An 18,704-nucleotide genomic window follows, 5' to 3' on the forward strand; every position below is an offset into this window, starting at 1 on the left:
TCGTACCGTGGGGGACCAGCGGGAATCCAGCTCAGCCCGGGAGTTCACTCATTCGTGGCGGCCAGTGGTCAACTGCCGTACCTCTAACGGGCGAAGGACTACGGAGCGACGCCCACCCCCGGTGGGTTTCAGGAGCCGTCCGCGGGCCGTTCGCCGTCTATCAGTGGCACGCCGGTGGTGGTGAACACCAGCTCCCGCTTCTCCGTGGTCCGGGACCCGTCCTTGCGGATCACGTCCAACGTGCTCACCGTGATGCCCCGCACCGCGTCCACGGTGATCTCTCGCACCTCGATCAGCGACACGTCCGCGAACTCCTGCTCCAGCGCCAGCACCTCGCCCGCCACCCGGAACGTGTCCGAGACCAGCGTCAGCGCGTCGTCGGAGTTCGCCGCCACCTCTTCGTAGAACAGCTCGGTGTTCACCGCGATCGTCTCGGCGTCCACGATCGGCGCCGACTCGGCGGGGACCGTGGTGACGTGCGGGGACGTCTCCGGAGCGCCGGCGGTGTCGACCGCCGCGGCGCTGCCCGCCGGTGCGGGTCGCTCGCCGCTCGCGGCGACCAGGCCGTTCGCCACGGCCTCGGCGGTGGGCACGCGGCGTGCCGTGGTGGAGGGCGGTGGAGGCGGTGCGGTCGGGAAACCGGTCAGCAGCGGCACGTCGGTCGGGTAGCCGGGCAACCCGATGCGCTCGGCCGGGCCGTTCGTGCCGACCAGGTTGGCCGCCGCGACGGCCAGCCCCACCAGGACGCCGGCCGACGACAGCACGGAGAACCAGGCGGCCCGCTTCCACGTCCGGGGCGGCGTCACCGAGGCGGGCACCAGGCCGATGTTGAACTTGCGCAGGCCCATCGCGTCCGTGTCGACGAACGGGTCCGGCGGGGGCGGTGGTGGCGCGGGCGCCGGTCGCACGGCCGCGCGTTCGAGCGGTGTGTGCTCCAACTCCCCGCCCATGGGCAGCCAGATCGCCGCCCCGTCCTCCAGCCGATGCCGACCCGACCGTTCCGGTTCCCCGATGTCCATGCTGTGCAGACCCCTCCCGCCCCCCGACCTGACGGCCCTCGCGGTTCACCTGTGGGTTCGAGCTCACCTGTGGGTTCAAGTGGGGCGGGGAATGGGGGTGGGACGCCGAGGACCCCGCCGCTACCTCAGAGTAAGGGCAGGGTGCACGGAGAGCAGCGCTGATCAGCCTTGTGGGGCCCAGCGACACACGTAAGAGTGAATTCTTAGCTCCCGCTGTCCAGCTTCTTCCTGGTGCCCTGGAGCGCGTTGGTGGCGGCCAGGCCGGCGCCGCCCGCGATCAGCGCGCCGATGATGTCGCCCGACGTGGAGGCGCCCGACGTGATCAGCAGGCCGACGAGCGCGATGATCGTCGTCACCCCGGCGACGGTCCACCGGCTGCGCACGTACTGGGCGATGGGCGCGCCGGCGGCGCGCTTGGACTTGGCGGCGGAACCGAGCATCGCGAGGTAACCGTCGTGCGCCAACGCGGCGAGCACACCGATGATCGCGATGAGGCCCGTGATGAGACCGATGACCATGACACCAGTGTGCCCGTCGGCAAACCCGCTGGACCATCCGTGATCGCCCTGATATCTCCCAGGGGTGGAGGTCTTCTGGCACGACGCCTGTCTCGAGCACGACACCGGCACCGGGCTGTGGGAGCTGCCCGGCCGGTGGGAGTGGCTCGACGTGGCCGAACCGCACCCGGAGAACGCGGCCCGGCTGCGCACGTTCCGGCACGCCTTGGCGCACGGGCCGGTCGCACCGCACCTCACCTGGTCGGCCGGTCGGTTCGCCGACGACGAGGAGCTCGCCCGCGTCCACGCGCCGTCCTACCTGGCCGGGCTCCGGGCCGCGTGCGAGCGGGGCGCCGCCGTCGAGGTGAACACCGTCGTCGGCCCCGGCTCGTGGGACGCGATCCGCGCCGCCGCCGGCACCGCGCTGGCGGCGTACGAGGCGGTCGCGGCCGGCCGGACGCGCCTGGCGTACGCGCTGGTCCGCCCGCCCGGCCACCACGCCCAGCCGACCATGGCGGACGGGTACTGCCTGGTCAACAACGCCGCGCTGGTCGCCGAGACCGCGCGCCGCGCGGGCCGCCGGGTCGCCGTCCTCGACTGGGACGTCCACCACGGCAACGGCACGCAGGAGGTGTTCCGCGACACCGACGACGTGCTCACGGTGTCCGTGCACATGCGGCACGGGCCGTGGGGCGCCAACCACGCCCAGACCGGCGCGCCCGCCGAGTCGGGCGCCTCGAACATCAACGTCGAGCTGTCGCTCGGCGCGGGCGACGGCGCGTACCGGCGGGCGTTGGCGGAGATCGCGTTCCCGGCGCTGGCCGAGTTCGGCGCGGACTTCCTGGTCTGCGCGTCCGGGTTCGACGGTTCCGCGTTCGACCCGAACGGCAGGCACAACCTCACCGCCGCCGGCTACCGCGACATCGGGCGGGCGGTGTCGGGGCTCGGCCTGCCGACCGTGCTCACGCAGGAGGGCGGCTACCTGCGTGGCTACTCGGCGCTGTGCCTGCACGCGCTGGCGGAGGGCCTGCTCGGCCTCGACCTGCTGGACGACCCGCTCGCCTACGTGCCGGACGACACCCAGCTGGCGGACGTGGACCTGGCCCGAGCCAGGTCCACGCTCACCGACTGGACGTTCGCCCGCTGACCGGCGCGGCCCCGCACGGCTACCTGCCGAGGTGGCCGCGACCCAGCTTGAGCAGGATCATCGCCAGGTCCCGGCCCTCCGGGCCGAGGTCCTTGTACCGGTTGATCACGTCGATCTCCCGGTTGTGCACGATCCGCGTGCCGCCCGCGGCCATCCGCGCCGCGCCGATGATCTTGGAGATCTCGACCCGCCGCTTGACCAACCGCAGCAGCTCGGCGTCCAGGTGGTCGATCTCCTGGCGCAACGCGTCGATGTCCGGTGCGGCTTCGGTGCTGTTCATCGTGACGACCTCTCGACTCTGGTTGGAGTCCCAGCCCTGGCAGCAGCGAAGCCCCGGGGTCCGAGGACTCCGGGGCTTCGTGGTGGCTTGTCGGCGCTAGCGGTCCACGGGAGCCGGAGTCCGGTTCCCGTAAAAAAACTCGAAGTGGGCCATGCGCACCGCCTCATCATGCCACAGCCACGGACTGTCGGGGGCACCCGGTAACGTGGACAGGCGATGAGCGCCTTGTTCGACTTGCCTGCAAGTCCCCCCTCCTCCCGGTCCGCGCGGCTGCTCGAAGACCTCAACCCGTCGCAGCGACGGGCGGTCGAGCACGCGGGCGCCCCGTTGCTGGTCGTGGCGGGTGCGGGCTCGGGCAAGACGCGCGTGCTCACCCGCCGCATCGCCTACCTCCTCGCCGAGCGCAAGGTCCACCCCGGCGAGGTCATGGCGATCACCTTCACCAACAAGGCCGCCGCCGAGATGAAGGAACGCGTGGCCGACCTGGTCGGCGCGCGGGCCCGCTCGATGTGGGTGTCCACGTTCCACTCGATGTGCGTCCGGGTCATGCGCCGCGAGGCCAAGACCCTCGGCATGTCGTCCAACTTCTCGATCTACGACTCCGACGACACCCGCCGGCTGATCACGCTGGTGGCGCGCGACCTCGACCTGGACCCCAAGCGCTACCCGGCACGCACGCTGGCGATCCACATCTCGAACCTGAAGAACGAGCTGGTCGACGCCGCCACCGCCAAGGAGCGGGCGACCAACGACCTGGAGCGCCGCGTCGCCGAGGTCTACGAGAGCTACCAGCGCCGGCTCGGCGACTCGAACTCGCTCGACTTCGACGACCTGATCATGCGGACCGTCGAGCTGCTGCAGAACCACCCGGACGTGGCCGAGCACTACCACCGCCGGTTCCGGCACGTCCTGGTCGACGAGTACCAGGACACCAACCACGCGCAGTACACGCTGGTCCGCGAGCTGATCGGGACAGGCAAGGACGGCGTGCCGCCGGGCGAGCTGTGCGTGGTGGGCGACGCCGACCAGTCGATCTACGCCTTCCGCGGCGCGACGATCCGCAACATCGTGGAGTTCGAGCGCGACTACCCGCAGGCCACCACGATCCTGCTGGAGCAGAACTACCGCTCCACCCAGACGATCCTGAGCGCGGCGAACGCGGTCATCTCGCGCAACCCGAACCGCCGGGACAAGCGCCTGTGGAGCGACCTGGGCGACGGCGGGAAGATCGTCGGCTACGTCGCGGACAACGAGCACGACGAGGCGGCGTTCGTCGCGCGCGAGATCGACCACCTGGTGGACAGCGGCGAGGCGAACAACGGCGAGATCGCCGTGTTCTACCGGACCAACAACCAGTCGCGCGTGTTCGAGGAGATCTTCATCCGCCTCGGCCTGCCCTACAAGGTGGTCGGCGGCGTCCGGTTCTACGAGCGGCGCGAGGTGCGCGACGCGCTGGCGTACCTGCGGGCGTTGTCCAACCCCGACGACACGGTGTCGTTGCGGCGCATCCTGAACGTGCCCAAGCGCGGCATCGGCGAGCGCGCGGAGGCGTGCGTGTCGCTGTACGCCGAACGCGAGCGGATCGGCTTCGCGGCGGCGTTGCGCGACGCGGTGACCGGCAAGGTGCCGATGCTCAACCCGCGGTCCCGCAACGCGATCGCCGGGTTCGTCGAGCTGATGGACGAGCTGGGCGAGCTGGTCGAGCGCGGCGACGACGTGGCGGACATCCTGGAAGCGGTGCTGGAGAAGACCGCCTACCGGGCCGAGCTGGAGGCCAGCGAGGACCCGCAGGACCACACCCGCGTCGAGAACCTGAACGAGCTGGTCACCGTGGCCCGCGAGTTCACGGACCTCGGCTCGGCCGTGCCGGTGCCGGAAGAGGACGAGGGGCTGCCCGCCGAAGGCTCCCTGGCGGCGTTCCTGGAGCGGGTGTCGCTGGTCGCGGACGCCGACTCGGTGCCGGACGCGGAGTCCGACGGCGTGGTCACGCTGATGACGCTGCACACCGCCAAGGGCTTGGAGTACCCGGTGGTGTTCTGCACCGGCTGGGAGGACGGCGTCTTCCCGCACATGCGGGCACTGGGCGACCCGACCGAGCTGGCCGAGGAACGGCGCCTGGCGTACGTGGGCATCACGCGCGCGCAGCAGCGGCTGTACCTGTCGCGGGCGCTGGTGCGCTCGGCGTGGGGCCAGCCGTCGGCGAACCCGGCGTCGCGGTTCCTGGACGAGATCCCGGCCGACCTGCTCGACTGGCGGCGGGTGGAGCCCAGGCGCTCCGCGCCGTCCGCGCCGACGTCGTGGGGCGGTGGCCGCGGGTCGGGCACGCCGCGCCCGGCGCCGACGAACGCGGGCTGGAAGGACACGCCCGCGCTGAAGCTGGACGTGGGCGACCGGGTGAGCCACGACAAGTACGGGCTCGGCCGCGTGGTGGCCGTGGACGGCTCGGGGCCCCGTGCGACGGCCACGATCGACTTCGGCGGCGCGGGGACGGTGCGGCTGATGCTCATCGGCGGCGTGCCCCTCGTGAAGCTCTGAGGCGCTCTCAGCCGTAGTTCGCCGCCTTACGTATAGATAGGTGCACCGGTCGACTCCGGCGAGTCGACCGGTGTTCACCTGAACGTGGCCGAATTCCCGTGCAACCCGAATCCCGGACGTGCGTCTATAGGGGTGTCACAAGCGGGATGGCCGGGTCATTCGGGGTGAACCGGCCAGAGGGAGCCGCTTGGCGGCAGCAGGGGGGCCTACGGGGGTAGGTAGTGAGGGCGGGAGCCGCGTCGGGGCGGTGACCGCACGAGAGGGATCACCTTCGGGGGGCGGTTCCGCACAGTGGAGGGGCCGGGCTGCTCAGCAGCCCGGCCCCACCTTTTACGCTTGTGACGAGCCTGTCGGCTCAGACGCTGATGCCCTTGGAGTTCAGCCAGCCCAGCGGGTTGATCTTCTTGCCGTCCGCGTTCCAGACCTCGAAGTGCAGGTGCGGACCGGTGGAGAAGCCGCGGTTGCCCATGCGCGCGATCTGCTCGCCCGCCAGGACCCGCTGGCCCTTGCGCACCGAGTAGGTGTCCACGTGGCCGTAGACGGTCACGGAGCCGTCGGCGTGCTCGACCTTGACCCACAGGCCAAAACCGCTTGCCGGACCGGCCTCGATCACGACACCATCCGCGGCGGACAGGATCGGCGTGCCGATGGGGCCGGCGATGTCGATGCCGTAGTGCATCTCGCCCCAGCGGCCGCCGTAGCCGGAGGTGAACTCGCCTGCGGCGGGGCGGGCGAACTTGGGTCGCCGTGCCTCGGCCTCTTCGGCCTCGCGGGTTTCGGTGATGTGCTGGCTCTTGACGAGCTTCTGCGCCTCGGCCGCCGGGTCGACCGTCTTGGCGACGGGCAGGACTTGCGGTGAGGCGGGGCCGGTGCCACCGACGCCGAAGGCTGCCGCGCCGTCGGCGGCGGCGTTCGCGAGGGGGGTGACCTCGTCGGCCTGCGACGGCGAGTCGGAGCCGAGCGCGTGGAGCGTCTGCCCTGCGCCTGCGGCGGCGAAAGCGCCGACGGCGACCGCGGCGACCACGATCCGTCCGCGCAGCGCCGAGGGCGGAGGCGGAAGCCGGTGCGTGCTCACTGCGCGCGTCGAAGCACGGTCTACCGCTTCTTCGAGCACAGCAGAACTCGTATGGCCGCCGGGGGAGCGGTGTTGAGACAAAACCTGGCCTTCCGTCTTCGGGGAGTCCGGTCGGACTACCAGGCGGGGGATCCCGGTTGAGCCGGTCGGGGTACCGGCTCGTCGTCCTGCTTGTGACCAGACCGTGACAACGGACCGGGGGAAGATAACGGCGCGGAGCCCCTAAGGGCAATCCCCGAAGCCGAGGATGACCGTTTAGCGGTCAGTGGGACATCCGCGCGTATGACCGGTGACTCACGGTCATGAGTGACCTACGAAAACCCCTCATGTACAGGCGCGATGGGGTGATCCCCTCCATCATCCAAACGTGTGATGGCGGTCACAACGAGGTGAAGGGTGCGTGTGTCGACCGGTAGTGAAAGGTGACCTGAATCACGTATCCGGTGCTCCTCCACGACCAACGCCGGGTGCTCCAACCGGGCGTTCCGCTGCGGGACGATCACCTGGTCCATCTCGCTCCACACCACGACGAACCTGGTGCGGCAGGGGCGGGACGGTTCGGCCAGTTCGGCCAAGAGGTCCGAACCCGGCCTCAACTGCCTGGTCAGCGACGTGGGCAGGAGGTAGGCGGCCAAGGTGCCGCGGTGCGGGGTCCCGAGGGTGACCAGCGTGCGCACGCGCGCGTCCCCGTCCAGGCGCTGCACGTAATAACGGGCGATCAGGCCGCCGAGCGAGTGGCCGACCACGTGCACCCGGTCGGATCCGGTCTGCTCGCAGATCCGCTCGACGTGCTCCCCCAGCAGCGCCGCCGACCGCCGGACGTCCCCCGTCAACGCGGTCAGCACGCTGTAGTTCACCGCGTGCACCACTCCGAAGCCACGCCTTCGCAGTGCCCCCGACAGCACTGCGAAGGCGGACCGGTTGTCCCCGATGCCATGCACCAACACGATCGGGGTGCCCGCGGCGTCCATGGCCGAAACCACGAGGCCGCGCCGCCGGGGCGACAGGCGGTCGGTGCGGTAGGCGCGGAGGTGCCCCTCGGGCTTCACCCGTTCTTCCAGGGCACCCCACGGGTAGAGCACGGTGTGCGCGGCCAGCCAGGCGGCCTCGACGGCGACGCCACGCACGCCGCCGGGGGAGGCGACGGCCCGGAGCACGCCACCCGCGAGACCGATGGCCTCACCCGCCAGCCCGAGCCCGGCGTCCACGCCGGCCCCGACCCGGCCCGCCCAGGTCTCCAGGAGCCGCCGCGCCGCGTCACTCATAGGGCTGAACGTAGGTGATAAGCCCACCAACCAGGAGTACCCGACGTCCGATGTCCACAACCCCCACCGGTCCCGACCCGACGCCGCCCGGTGGCCCTGCCCAGGGGACGCCCGGCGGTGGTCCCGGTCCGGCGACACCTGGCGGTCCCGACCAGGGGACCCCCGGCGGATCTGCCCCGAGGGCCCCTGGTGGTCCCGGCCCGGCGGCGCTCGGCAGGTCCGACCTGGCCGCCGGTGGTGCTGCCACGGGGAGGCCCGACGGGTCCGACCTGGCGGGCAGTGGCGCTGCCCCGGCGACGCCTGGTGGATCCGACCCGGCCCCCGGTGGCGCCGACCCCGCCGCCCGTCGCCGTCGGCTCCGTTTTGCTAGCGTCCGACCGGTGATCCGAACCGCTGAACCGGTCTCACCGACCCGCACGAGACTCCGGACGGCGGTTGGGGTGGCCGCGGCGGGCGCGCTCCTCACCGCGGTGGCTCCGGCTGTCGGCGTGGTCGACGGCTCCGCGCCGCCCGCGTTCACCGCCTGGCCGCTGCTGGCGCTGCTCGCCCTCCTCCCCACGGCCCTGGCCGCGCTCTTCCTCGCCCGCGGGCAGGAGCTCACCGCCGCGGCGGCCCTCGTCGCGCCCGCCGTGTTCGCCGTCGGCCGGCTGCTCGGCGACCTGCAGCTGCTCGTCGACCCGATCGACGCGGCCCGACCCGAGCTGATGCGCCCGGCGAGCCTCGACCCGCCCGGACCCGCGGCCGGCCTGTGGCTGCTCCTGGCCGGGCACGTGCTGCTCATCGCCGCGGGCGCGTTGGCCACCCTCGGCGCGGAACCCGACGTGCGCAGCGAACGCGCGAGCTTCGCCCTGCCCGCCACGGCGGGCATCGTCGCGGGCATCGGCCTGTTCACCGCGCCGTTCACCTCGACCGACGCGCTGATCCCGGCGCGCGGGACGTTCGACTCGCCGACGCTGCCGATGCTGGGCGGCCTCGTCGTCACCCTGGCCGCGCCCGCGCTCGCCGTCCTCGCCGCCAGCGCCACCACCCACGAGGCGCGCAAGGGCGGGCTGCTCGGCCTCGCCGCCGTCCTGCTCGCCTTCGCGGCGCCACCGCTCGTCACGGCCGTCGCGGTGGACGCCGTCGGCCCGGCGGTCGGCCCGTTCCTGGTCCTCGCCGCCGCCGTCGCGCTCGCCTGGCCCCAGCGGGCCGTCAAGGACGAGGACGCGGAGCACGACGTCGAACTGCCCGGCCAACGCCGCCTGCACGTCATCGCGGGCGTGCTGGGGCTGGTCGCCGCCGCGACGGCCGCCGTCGGCGCGTCGACCGACCACCTGGTCCTGCCCGACGGCTTCCCGCCGCCCGCGGACTACGCCGCGCGCCTGCTCTGGCCGGCCGCGATCGCCACCGGCGTCCTCGCCGCCGCGCTGCTGGCCAAGGCCGCCGTCCGCCCCGCTTTCACGGTCGCCGTCGCCACCATCCCGCTGAGCGCGGCCGGCGCGCTCGACGCCGTCTTCACCGCGACGCAGGTCGACGTCGTCCAGCCGGGCGTCGGCGTCTGGTTCACCGCGGGCGCGGTGGTCGCCGCGGCGGCCGCCGCCGTCACCGCGGCCCTCGCCGGCGCGGTCGAGCGGGACGAGGTGGGCACGACCACGACCGAACCGCCGCTGCCGCTGATCGCCGCCACCCTGATCGCCGCGCTGCTCGCCGTCGGCGCGTTCAGCCTTCCCGTGCTGCGGGCGCCGGACTACGTGCCGATCGGCGCGTTCGGGTTGCGCGTCGGCTCGTTCGGCCTGCTCGTGGCGTTGATCACGGTCGTGGTCGCGGCGGTGGTCGCGCTCAGGGCCCGGCCGAGCCGCGGTGCGGCGCTCCTGCTCGGCGCGGCCGTCGTCACGGCCGTCCGCGCCTGGGAGTACCCGCTCACCGCGGCCCGCGCCGCCGAGGCCGCCCCTGGTCCGGGGCTCTGGCTGGCCGCCGCCGCGACGGCCGCGTTCGTCGTCGCGGCCGCGTTGCGGACGGCGCGCTGAATCGGTCATCCGAGGCCGCGTGGTGATCGACCTCACCACGTCTATGACGGACTTCACGGGCGTGGGGTGCGGTGGAGTCCGGGCAGGTCGATAGTGTCTTGCGAAGCCGCGTCGAGCCGGTCCCCCCACGGCTGTGCCGGCGTTCCAGGTGATGCCTGGTACGTGTGGGCAACCAGGCCCCAGCCTGGAGCGCCGGGACCTCAGAGGACCGCACGACAGGACGCGGTGTCCGACACCGACGTCGCAGGAGACCCGAGTGGACCTGTACGAGTACCAGGCGAAGGACCTCTTCGCCGCCCACGACGTCCCGGTACTTCCGGGCGACGTGGCGACCACCCCCGCCGAGGCCAAGGCCATCGCCGAGCGCTTCGGCCAGACCGTCGTGGTCAAGGCCCAGGTCAAGACGGGCGGCCGCGGCAAGGCCGGTGGCGTCAAGCTCGCCGAGACCCCGGACGAGACCGAGGTCAAGGCCGAGGCGATCCTCGGCCTGGACATCAAGGGGCACATCGTTCACCGCGTGCTGGTGACGCCCGCGTCCGACATCGCCGAGGAGTACTACTTCTCCTTCCTCCTCGACCGCGCCAACCGCACCTTCCTGGCCATGGCCAGCGTCGAGGGCGGCATGGACATCGAAGAGGTCGCCGCGACCAAGCCCGAGGCCCTGGCCAAGGTGCCGGTCGACGCGATCACCGGTGTGGACCGCGCGAAGGCCGACGAGATCGTGGCCGCCGCCAAGTTCCCCGCCGAGGTGGCCGACCAGGTCGCCGACGTCATCGTGAAGCTCTGGGAGACGTTCGTCTCCGAGGACGCCACGCTGGTGGAGGTCAACCCGCTGGTCCGCGACCCCGAGGGCAAGATCGTCGCGCTCGACGGCAAGGTCACCCTCGACGAGAACGCCTCCTTCCGCCACCCCGCCCACGAGGCGCTGGTCGACAAGCAGGCGGAGGACCCGCTGGAGGCCAAGGCCAAGGCGAAGGGCCTCAACTACGTCAAGCTGGACGGCCAGGTCGGCATCATCGGCAACGGCGCCGGTCTCGTGATGTCCACCCTCGACGTGGTGGCGTACGCGGGCGAGAAGCACAAGGGCGTCAAGCCCGCGAACTTCCTCGACATCGGCGGCGGCGCGTCGGCCGAGGTCATGGCCAACGGCCTGGACATCATCCTGCACGACCCGGACGTGCGTTCGGTGTTCGTGAACGTCTTCGGCGGCATCACCGCGTGCGACGCGGTCGCCAACGGCATCGTGGCCGCCCTGGGCATCCTGGGCGACGAGGCCAAGAAGCCGCTCGTGGTCCGCCTGGACGGCAACAACGTGGAGGAGGGCCGCCGGATCCTCGCCGAGGCCAACCACCCGCTGGTCACCGTGGTGGACACTATGGACAACGCGGCCGACAAGGCCGCCGAGCTCGCGGCTGCGGGGGTCTGACGATGGCTATCTTCATCACCAAGGACAGCAAGGTCATCGTCCAGGGCATGACCGGCGCCGAGGGCACCAAGCACACCAAGCGGATGCTGGCCTCCGGCACGAACATCGTCGGCGGCGTGAACCCGCGCAAGGCCGGCGAGAAGGTCGACTTCGACGGCACCGTGCTCCCGGTGTTCGGCTCGGTGGCCGAGGCCATGGAGGCGACCGGCGCCGACGTGACCGTGATCTTCGTGCCGCCGGCGTTCGCCAAGGCGGCCGTGATCGAGGCGATCGACGCGGGCATCGGCCTGGCCGTCGTGATCACCGAGGGCATCCCGGTGCACGACACCGCCGCGTTCTGGGCGCACGCCGTGGCGACCGGCAACAAGACCCGGATCATCGGCCCGAACTGCCCCGGCCTGATCAGCCCCGGGCAGTCCAACGCGGGCATCATCCCGGCCAACATCTCCGGCGCGGGCAAGATCGGTCTGGTGTCGAAGTCCGGCACGCTGACCTACCAGATGATGTACGAGCTGCGTGACTTCGGCTTCTCCACCGCCATCGGCATCGGCGGCGACCCGATCATCGGCACCACCCACATCGACGCGCTGGCGGCCTTCGAGGCCGACCCGGACACCGCGGCGATCGTGATGATCGGCGAGATCGGCGGCGACGCCGAGGAGCGGGCCGCGGCCTACGTCAAGGAGAACGTCACCAAGCCGGTCGTCGGCTACGTGGCGGGCTTCACCGCGCCCGAGGGCAAGACGATGGGCCACGCGGGCGCGATCGTGTCCGGCTCGGCCGGCACCGCGCAGGCGAAGAAGGAAGCCCTGGAGGCGGCGGGCGTCAAGGTCGGCAAGACGCCGAGCGAGACGGCCGCGCTGATGCGGGAGATCATGCAGTCCATCGGCTGACACTGGGCCGTTCGTGCGTGAGACTGAGGGCCACTTCCCCCGGGAGGTGGCCCTCAGTGCGTTCCGGGACGAGTCAATGCGCACATTGGGGGGAACCACGGAGGTCCGGTCGCCGTCGGAGAGTGCGCATCGGCTAGCGTTCTGTCGACCCGAAATCAGTTCCGCAGGTGGAGGAGACCGCATCATGTCCCAGCCGTACGGCGCCCCTCAGCAGCAGCCGGGTCCGGCGCAGCCGGCGGTGGGTGTGAACCTGAACCTCATCCTTCCGCTGGTCGCCGCCGGTCTGGCGCTGATCGCGTTCCTGCTCGCATTCGCCGACGACGTCCAGTTCGACAGCTACCTGATCGCGGCGGGCATCCTCGCCGGCCTCTCCGTGCTGCCGCAGGCGCCGAAGGGCCTGTTGTACGCGGCGGTGCCGCTCGGGTTGGTCACCACGCTGGGTCAGCTCCAGGAGCTGATCAGCACCGAGGCCGACGTCCAGGGCATGCAGATCGTGATGCTGATCGTGTCGCTGCTGCTGTCGGCGGCCGTCGTGATGAGCCTGCTGATGGAGATCGGCATCGTGAAGCTCCAGCCGAAGACCGCGAACGTCTACGGCCAGCCCGGTGGCTGGGGCCCGCAGTCCGGCGCGTTCCCGCAGCAGGGGCAGCCGCAGCAGTTCGGCCCGCCGTCCGGCCAGTTCGGCCAGCCGGCGCCGCCGCCGCAGGCCCAGCAGCAGCCCGGCCAGCCGCAGCCGACGTCGTACATGCCGCAGCCGGGCCAGTTCGGCCAGCCCGGCCAGCAGCCCGGCCAGGGCACGCCGCCCGGTGGGTTCGGCGGGCCGCAGCAGGGCTGAGCACGTCGTGGGAGGGGTGGCGCCGGAACTTCGGCGCCACCCCTCTTCGCGTGTCCGGCGAGCCTCGGCCGAACGGCTCACCGCTACTGGGACAGTGGGAGGATGTCGGTGCAGCAAACGACCTCGCACGGCGTCGTGACGGACTCCGTCCGGCCGCCCGAGTTCTCCCGCGCCGAACGGGTGCGCGTGCTCACGATGACCGCCGCCGGATCGGTGGTCATCGGCTACGCGGGCGTCGCCGCGCTGCTCGCGCTGATCTCCTCGACGGCCGCGCACGCGTCGTTCTCGACGACCGGCGTGCTCACCGCCGCCGCGCCGGGCTGGTTGGTCGCGCACCACGTGCCGCTGCGCTTCGACGGCGGGCAGCTCGGCCTGCTGCCGCTGCTGCCGACGGCGCTGGTGATGCTGCTGGTGTACCGGGCGGCGGCGGGCGCGGCGGACCGGTTGGGGCTGTTCGAGCCGTTGCAGGCGCGGTCGGTGGTGTTCAGCATCGCCGGCGCGCACGCCGTGGTGGGCAGCGTGATCGCGTTCCTGATGGGTGACGAGGGTCCGGTCCGGGCCACGCCCGCGGTGGCGTTCTTCGGGTGCGCGGTGGTGTCCGGGCTGGCGGCGGTCGCGGGTGTCGCGCAGCGCTGCGGCCTGGTGGAGGTCGTGTTCGAGCGGATCGACCCGGTGGCGCGGCGCGGGCTGCGCGCGGGCGCGCTGGCGCTGTTCGCGCTGACCGCGGCGGGCGCGCTGGTGCTGGCGCTCGGGCTGGTGCTCTCGTGGTCGACCACCGCGGTGCTGTTCGACCAGACCGGCGGCACCATCGGCACCGGCCTCGGCATCTGGCTGCTGTGCCTGGCGTACCTGCCGAACGCGGTGGTCGGCGCGCTGTCGTACGTGGTGGGCGCGGGGTTCTCGATCGGCACGGCGGTGGTGGGCCCGCTGGAGTTGGTCGGCGGCCCGGTGCCCTCGGTGCCGCTGCTGGCCGCGTTGCCCGAGCAGCAGGCGGCCTACCTGTCGCTGGTGCTCGTGCTGCCGGGCGTGATCGGCGTGGTGGTCGGGCTCTCGCTGCGCGACGCCGCCGAGACGCCGCGGGCGCGGGTGCGGGCGGTGCTGGTCGCGGCGGTCACCGCGGGCGTCGGCGCGCTGGTGCTGGCGGCGGTGGCCGGTGGCACGTTGGGCGGCGGGGTGTTCAACCCGGTCACCATCCCGGCCGGGCTGCTGGCCGTGCTCACGTTCGGCTGGGTGACCGTGCCGGGCGCCGTGGTGGCCTGGTTCTCCGGTCCTCGGCCGCCACGCGTGGTGGCCCCCGAGCCGGTCGCCGAGGAAGAGCCCGACGAGGCCCCTGACGAGGACGACTACGACGACGAGGACGACGAAGTCGAGTACGACGAGGAAGCCGAAGAGTACGAGGACGAGGTCGAAGAAGAAGAGGACGAGGAAGACGACGAGGAGTTCGACCACGACCTGGACGAGTACGACGACCTCGAGGAGTTCGACGACGAGCCGGGCGAGGACGACGAGCCCGATGACGAGGCCGACGCCGACTCCGATGACGACCCCGAGTCAGATGACGACGCCGAAGACCCCGAAGACGCTGATCCGGACCTGGCCGACAAGCCCCGTTAGGCAACGCCTAGGCTGCTCTTGAGCTGCTGTGACAGTCCCCAGCAAGGAGAGCACGCTGAGCGCCGCGACCACACTCCGGCTTCCCGTCCCCGCCAGGGTCGTCGTCCTCGTCTCCGGTTCCGGCACCCTGTTGCAGGCGTTGCTGGACGCGGCGGCCGACCCCGGATACCCGGTCGAGGTGGTCGCCGTCGGCGCGGACCGCACCGGCATCGAGGGCCTGAGCCGTGCCGAGCGCGCCGGCGTGCCCGGTTTCGCGGTGAAGCTGCGCGACCACGCCGACCGCGACGCGTGGGACACCGCGCTGGCCGACGCCGTCGAGGCGCACCGACCCGACCTGGTGGTCTCCGCCGGGTTCATGAAGATCCTCGGACCCGCCTTCCTGGCCCGCTTCGGCGGCCGGATGGTCAACACCCACCCCGCGCTGCTGCCCGCCTTCCCCGGCGCGCACGGCGTCCGCGACGCCGTCGACTACGGCGTGAAGGTGACCGGCGCGACCGTGCACCTGGTGGACGGCGGTGTGGACACCGGGCCGATCCTGGCCCAGGAGGCGGTCGTCGTCGCCGATGACGACGACGTCGAAAGCCTGCACGAGCGCATCAAGGTGGTGGAGCGGCGGCTGCTGGTCGACGTGGTCGCCCGCCTGGCCCGCGAGGGCTGCACCGTGAACGGACGAAAGGTGAGCATCCCGTGACCACTCCTGCCGAGAGGCGACCGGTTCGTCGGGCCCTGATCGGGGTTTCCGACAAGTCGGGGCTGCTGGAACTGGCCACCGGCCTGCACGCGGCCGGAGTCGAGATCGTCTCCACCGGCGGCACGGCGCGCACGCTGGCCGACGCGGGCGTGCCGGTCACACCGGTCGAGGAACTCACCGGGTTCCCGGAGGCGCTGGACGGCCGGGTGAAGACACTGCACCCCCGCGTGCACGCGGGCCTGCTCGCCGACACCCGTCGTGAAGAGCACCTGGCGAAGCTGCGCGAGCTGGGCATCGAGCCGTTCGACCTGCTCGTGGTGAACCTGTACCCGTTCACGCAGACCGTGGCGTCGGGCGCGTCGGCGGACGAGTGCGTGGAGCAGATCGACATCGGCGGGCCGGCCATGGTCCGCGCGTCGGCGAAGAACCACGCCAGCGTCGCCGTCGTCGTGGACCCGTCGCGGTACTCGTGGGTGTTGGAGCAGGTCAAGGCCGGTGGCTTCACGCTGCCCGACCGGCAGCGGCTGGCCGTGGACGCGTTCCGGCACACCGCGTCCTACGACGTGGCCGTGGCCTCGTGGCTGGGCAGCGCGGTCGCGGCGGACGACGAGGGCTCCGGCTTCCCCGGCTGGGTCGGCGCGACGTGGAACCGCAAGCAGGTGCTGCGGTACGGCGAGAACCCGCACCAGCGGGCGGCGCTGTACACGCAGGGCGACGGGCGTTCCGGGCTGGCGACGGCGGAGCAGCTGCACGGCAAGGAGATGTCCTACAACAACTTCGTCGACGCCGACGCGGCGTGGCGGGCGGCGTGGGACCACGAGCTGCCGTGCGTGGCGATCATCAAGCACGCCAACCCGTGCGGCATCGCGGTGTCCCGGGTGGACGGTCCGGGCGCGATCGCCGAGGCGCACCGCAAGGCGCACGCGTGCGACCCGGTTAGCGCGTTCGGCGGCGTGATCGCGGCGAACCGCGAGGTGACCGTGGAGCTGGCCGAGCAGGTGGCGGAGATCTTCACCGAGGTCGTCATCGCGCCCTCGTACGCCGACGGCGCGGTGGACGTGCTGACGCGGAAGAAGAACGTGCGCATCCTGGTCGCGCCGTCGCCCGAGCGCGGCGGGGTCGAGCTGCGTGCCGTGTCCGGTGGGCTGCTCCTGCAGACGTCGGACACCATCGAGGCCGAGGGCGACGACCCGGCCAAGTGGACGTTGGCGTGCGGCACGCCGTTGGACGAGGACGGCCTGGCCGACCTGGCGTTCGTCTGGCGGGCGTGCCGGGCGGTGAAGTCGAACGCGATCCTGCTGGCGTCCGGCGGCGCGACCGTCGGCGCGGGCATGGGCCAGGTCAACCGGGTCGACGCGGCCCGGCTGGCGGTGGCGCGTGCCGGTGACCGCGCGCGGGGCGCGGTGGCCGCGTCGGACGCGTTCTTCCCGTTCCCGGACGGGCTGGAGGTGCTGCTGGAGGCCGGTGTGCGCGCGGTCGTGCAGCCGGGTGGGTCGGTGCGTGACGCCGAGGTGATCGCGGCGGCGGAAGCGGCCGGTGCGACCGTGTACCTGACTGGCACGCGGCACTTCGCGCACTAGGTCTGGGTCGATCGGGGGCTCTTCGCCGCGTGCGAGGAGCCCCCTTCGGCGTTATTCGGAGGTCAGTTCCTCGGCCGCCTTGAGGGCCACGGCCTCGGCGTCCGCGATGGGGAACTCCGTGTCGGTGAAGAAGCCCTTGTCGCGGCCCTGGTAGCGGATGTTCCACACCACCGTGCCCTTGCGCACCAACAGGTTCACCTCGGTGAGGTCGGTCGGCGAGGACGGGATGAGGATCATCGCCTCGTCGCCGACGTCGAGGGTCTTGGCCTGCTCGCCGGTGGCGTACGAGGTGAAGCTCGTGTAGTTGTCGTGCGCCTGGTCGAGGTTGCGGTCCTGCTTGTCGGAGAACGTGGTGAAGTCGTAGACGAGGAAGCTGAGGCGGCGCGGGTTCCGGCCGTCCTTGCCCTTGGTCTGCTCCCACGCGCAGTGGGTCTGCTTCATGCCCTTCTTGGCGTCGGTCGGCGCCTGGATGAGGCGGAAGCTGCTGACGTGGGCCTGTGACTTCAGGTCGGCGCTCAGCTCGCACCCGGCGATGGGGTCCGTGCCGGGGCCGCCGCCGGGCTCGTCGATGTAGTTGAGGTACATCGAGCCGACGACACCGCCCACGACGAGCACGACGACGCCGATCACGATCCCGATGACCAGGCCGGTCCGCTTCTTGCGCGGCGGAGGAGGCGGGCCGTACCCGCCGGGCGGCGGGAAGCCACCGGGAGGTCCTGGTTGCGGCTGGTAGCCGGGTGGCGGCCCGTACCCGCCCGCGGTGGGCTGTTGGCCGTAGCCGGGCTGCTGGGGCCAGTTCTGCGGCTGCTGCGGGTTCTGCGGGTGCTGAGGTGCGTTCACGGTTCCCCCCGTGGTGCGGTCGGTGCGCGCGGAGCAGTCTGCCGGCCACCCGATCGTGGACGCTGCCGGCATTGACAGCGGGTGGCTGTCTCGGGATAAGATCACGGTGTCGTTCGAACAGATGTTCGACAGACAGGTCGCCGAACTTCCCACGGCGATCCGCGCACAGGGGTGCGCGCGGATCAGTGGGAGGAGGGCGGGTGTCCAGGTCGGCAACGGCGACGCTGACCGCGCTCGGGGTAGGCGCGGCGGGCGAGCTGACCACGGCACCGGCCCGGACCCTGCCGGTTCGCGGGGAACTGGCAGGGCTCCTCCCGTGGGGCGGCCTCAGGCGGGGCAGCACGGTGTCGGTGCGCGGGTCGACATCGTTGCTGCTCGCGCTGATGGCCACGGCGACAGCGGAAGGATGCTGGGCGGCCGTGGTCGGCCTGCCGGGGTGCGGGGCACTCGCGGCGGCCGAGTTGGGCGTGGCCGTCCATCGACTCGCTCTGGTCCCTCGACCTGGCAGGGACCAGAGCGAGGTCGAGAAGACCGTGGCGGCCCTGCTGGACGGGTTCGACCTGGTCGCACTGGCCACGCCGGTCACACCGGCGACTTCGCGCAAGCTCTCGGCACGGGCCCGTCACCGCAAGGCGGTCCTGCTGCCCTTCGCGGTCTCGTGGCCGGGCGCCGACGTGGAGCTGACGGCGACCTCCGGCCGGTGGACCGGCCTGGAAGCGGGTCACGGCCTGCTGACCGCCCGGACCGTCAGCGTCGAGGCGACGGGCCGAGGCGCCGCCGCACGGCCGCGGCGGACGAGCCTGGCGCTGCCCGGAACCGCCGACGAGCCACCCGCACGTCCCGCCCTGGTCCCCCTGCCCACCACCAACCCACCGGTCACGGGCTCACCGCTTCCTGCCACCGACCTGGCACATCCGTCCGGTCGCGCGTCTCCGACCACGGGCCCACTTCCGGTCACCGGCCCGACCTTCCCGTCCACCGCCGAGGCGGTGTGAGCCGTG

General features: G+C 72.2%; 15 protein-coding genes and 1 pseudogene. 10 read left to right on the forward strand and 6 right to left on the reverse strand.

Features of this window, described 5'->3' with window-relative positions; genetic code table 11:
• Positions 1-128: 128 nt before the first annotated feature.
• Positions 129-1,019 (reverse strand): hypothetical protein, encoded by an 891-nt coding sequence (locus ADK67_RS38815; protein ID WP_053721577.1) that lies wholly within the window; start codon positions 1,017-1,019, stop codon positions 129-131.
• Positions 1,020-1,222: 203 nt separating this feature from the next.
• Positions 1,223-1,537, reverse strand: coding sequence for a hypothetical protein (locus ADK67_RS38820; RefSeq protein ID WP_053721578.1), 315 nt, complete (start codon positions 1,535-1,537; stop codon positions 1,223-1,225).
• A gap of 64 nt (positions 1,538-1,601) precedes the next feature.
• On the opposite strand from ADK67_RS38820, the gene ADK67_RS38825 reads away from it, so the two are divergent.
• Entirely contained in the window at positions 1,602-2,663 is a 1,062-nt protein-coding gene (locus ADK67_RS38825; protein ID WP_053721579.1) for a histone deacetylase, read from the forward strand.
• A 19-nt stretch (positions 2,664-2,682) separates the two neighbouring features.
• Here the strand turns inward: ADK67_RS38825 and ADK67_RS38830 are convergent.
• Positions 2,683-2,973, reverse strand: a pseudogene (locus ADK67_RS38830) (chorismate mutase); the annotation flags it as partial.
• Positions 2,974-3,159: 186 nt separating this feature from the next.
• Here ADK67_RS38830 and pcrA point away from each other — a divergent pair.
• Positions 3,160-5,478: a DNA helicase PcrA gene (pcrA, locus tag ADK67_RS38835; protein WP_053721581.1), complete on the forward strand. Its 2,319-nt coding sequence runs from the start codon at positions 3,160-3,162 to the stop codon at positions 5,476-5,478.
• Positions 5,479-5,833: 355 nt separating this feature from the next.
• Here the strand turns inward: pcrA and ADK67_RS38840 are convergent, their stop codons facing one another.
• On the reverse strand, positions 5,834-6,553 hold the full coding sequence (locus ADK67_RS38840; protein WP_231648567.1) for a M23 family metallopeptidase: 720 nt from the start codon (positions 6,551-6,553) through the stop codon (positions 5,834-5,836).
• Between the two features lie 311 nt (positions 6,554-6,864).
• Positions 6,865-7,818 carry an alpha/beta fold hydrolase gene (locus ADK67_RS38845; RefSeq protein ID WP_231648568.1) on the reverse strand — a complete coding sequence of 318 codons (954 nt, stop codon included), beginning with the start codon at positions 7,816-7,818 and terminating at the stop codon, positions 6,865-6,867.
• A gap of 380 nt (positions 7,819-8,198) precedes the next feature.
• Here ADK67_RS38845 and ADK67_RS38850 point away from each other — a divergent pair, with 380 nt between their 5' ends.
• The 7 genes from ADK67_RS38850 (at position 8,199) to purH (ending at position 16,863) form a co-directional block, all read left to right on the forward strand.
• A complete protein-coding gene (locus ADK67_RS38850; protein ID WP_157621363.1) occupies positions 8,199-9,824 on the forward strand; it encodes a hypothetical protein in 1,626 nt (541 codons plus the stop codon).
• Positions 9,825-10,080: 256 nt separating this feature from the next.
• Complete coding sequence (sucC, locus tag ADK67_RS38855) at positions 10,081-11,250, forward strand: ADP-forming succinate--CoA ligase subunit beta (RefSeq protein ID WP_053721584.1); 1,170 nt, start codon at positions 10,081-10,083, stop codon at positions 11,248-11,250.
• Between the two features lie 2 nt (positions 11,251-11,252).
• Positions 11,253-12,143 (forward strand): succinate--CoA ligase subunit alpha, encoded by an 891-nt coding sequence (gene sucD, locus ADK67_RS38860; RefSeq protein ID WP_053721585.1) that lies wholly within the window; start codon positions 11,253-11,255, stop codon positions 12,141-12,143.
• A gap of 184 nt (positions 12,144-12,327) precedes the next feature.
• The gene (locus ADK67_RS38865) at positions 12,328-12,978 is read left to right on the forward strand and encodes a DUF5336 domain-containing protein (protein ID WP_053721586.1); all 651 of its coding nucleotides are present in this window, start codon (positions 12,328-12,330) and stop codon (positions 12,976-12,978) included.
• A 102-nt stretch (positions 12,979-13,080) separates the two neighbouring features.
• Positions 13,081-14,592 carry a cell division protein PerM gene (locus tag ADK67_RS51660; protein ID WP_053721587.1) on the forward strand — a complete coding sequence of 504 codons (1,512 nt, stop codon included), beginning with the start codon at positions 13,081-13,083 and terminating at the stop codon, positions 14,590-14,592.
• Between the two features lie 28 nt (positions 14,593-14,620).
• Positions 14,621-15,283 carry a phosphoribosylglycinamide formyltransferase gene (purN, locus tag ADK67_RS38875; protein WP_231648569.1) on the forward strand — a complete coding sequence of 221 codons (663 nt, stop codon included), beginning with the start codon at positions 14,621-14,623 and terminating at the stop codon, positions 15,281-15,283.
• On the forward strand, positions 15,280-16,863 hold the full coding sequence (gene purH / locus ADK67_RS38880; protein WP_053721588.1) for a bifunctional phosphoribosylaminoimidazolecarboxamide formyltransferase/IMP cyclohydrolase: 1,584 nt from the start codon (positions 15,280-15,282) through the stop codon (positions 16,861-16,863). The genes purN and purH overlap by 4 nt, the downstream gene beginning before the upstream one ends.
• Before the next feature lie 51 nt (positions 16,864-16,914).
• On the opposite strand, the gene ADK67_RS53005 is transcribed toward purH, so the two are convergent.
• Positions 16,915-17,703 carry a hypothetical protein gene (locus tag ADK67_RS53005; RefSeq protein ID WP_197289824.1) on the reverse strand — a complete coding sequence of 263 codons (789 nt, stop codon included), beginning with the start codon at positions 17,701-17,703 and terminating at the stop codon, positions 16,915-16,917.
• Positions 17,704-17,903: 200 nt separating this feature from the next.
• Here ADK67_RS53005 and ADK67_RS38890 point away from each other — a divergent pair, with 200 nt between their 5' ends.
• The gene (locus ADK67_RS38890; protein WP_053721590.1) at positions 17,904-18,698 is read left to right on the forward strand and encodes a hypothetical protein; all 795 of its coding nucleotides are present in this window, start codon (positions 17,904-17,906) and stop codon (positions 18,696-18,698) included.
• The last annotated feature ends 6 nt before the right edge of the window (positions 18,699-18,704 follow it).

It is taken from the genome of Saccharothrix sp. NRRL B-16348 (assembly GCF_001280085.1).
Lineage (GTDB): Bacteria > Actinomycetota > Actinomycetes > Mycobacteriales > Pseudonocardiaceae > Actinosynnema.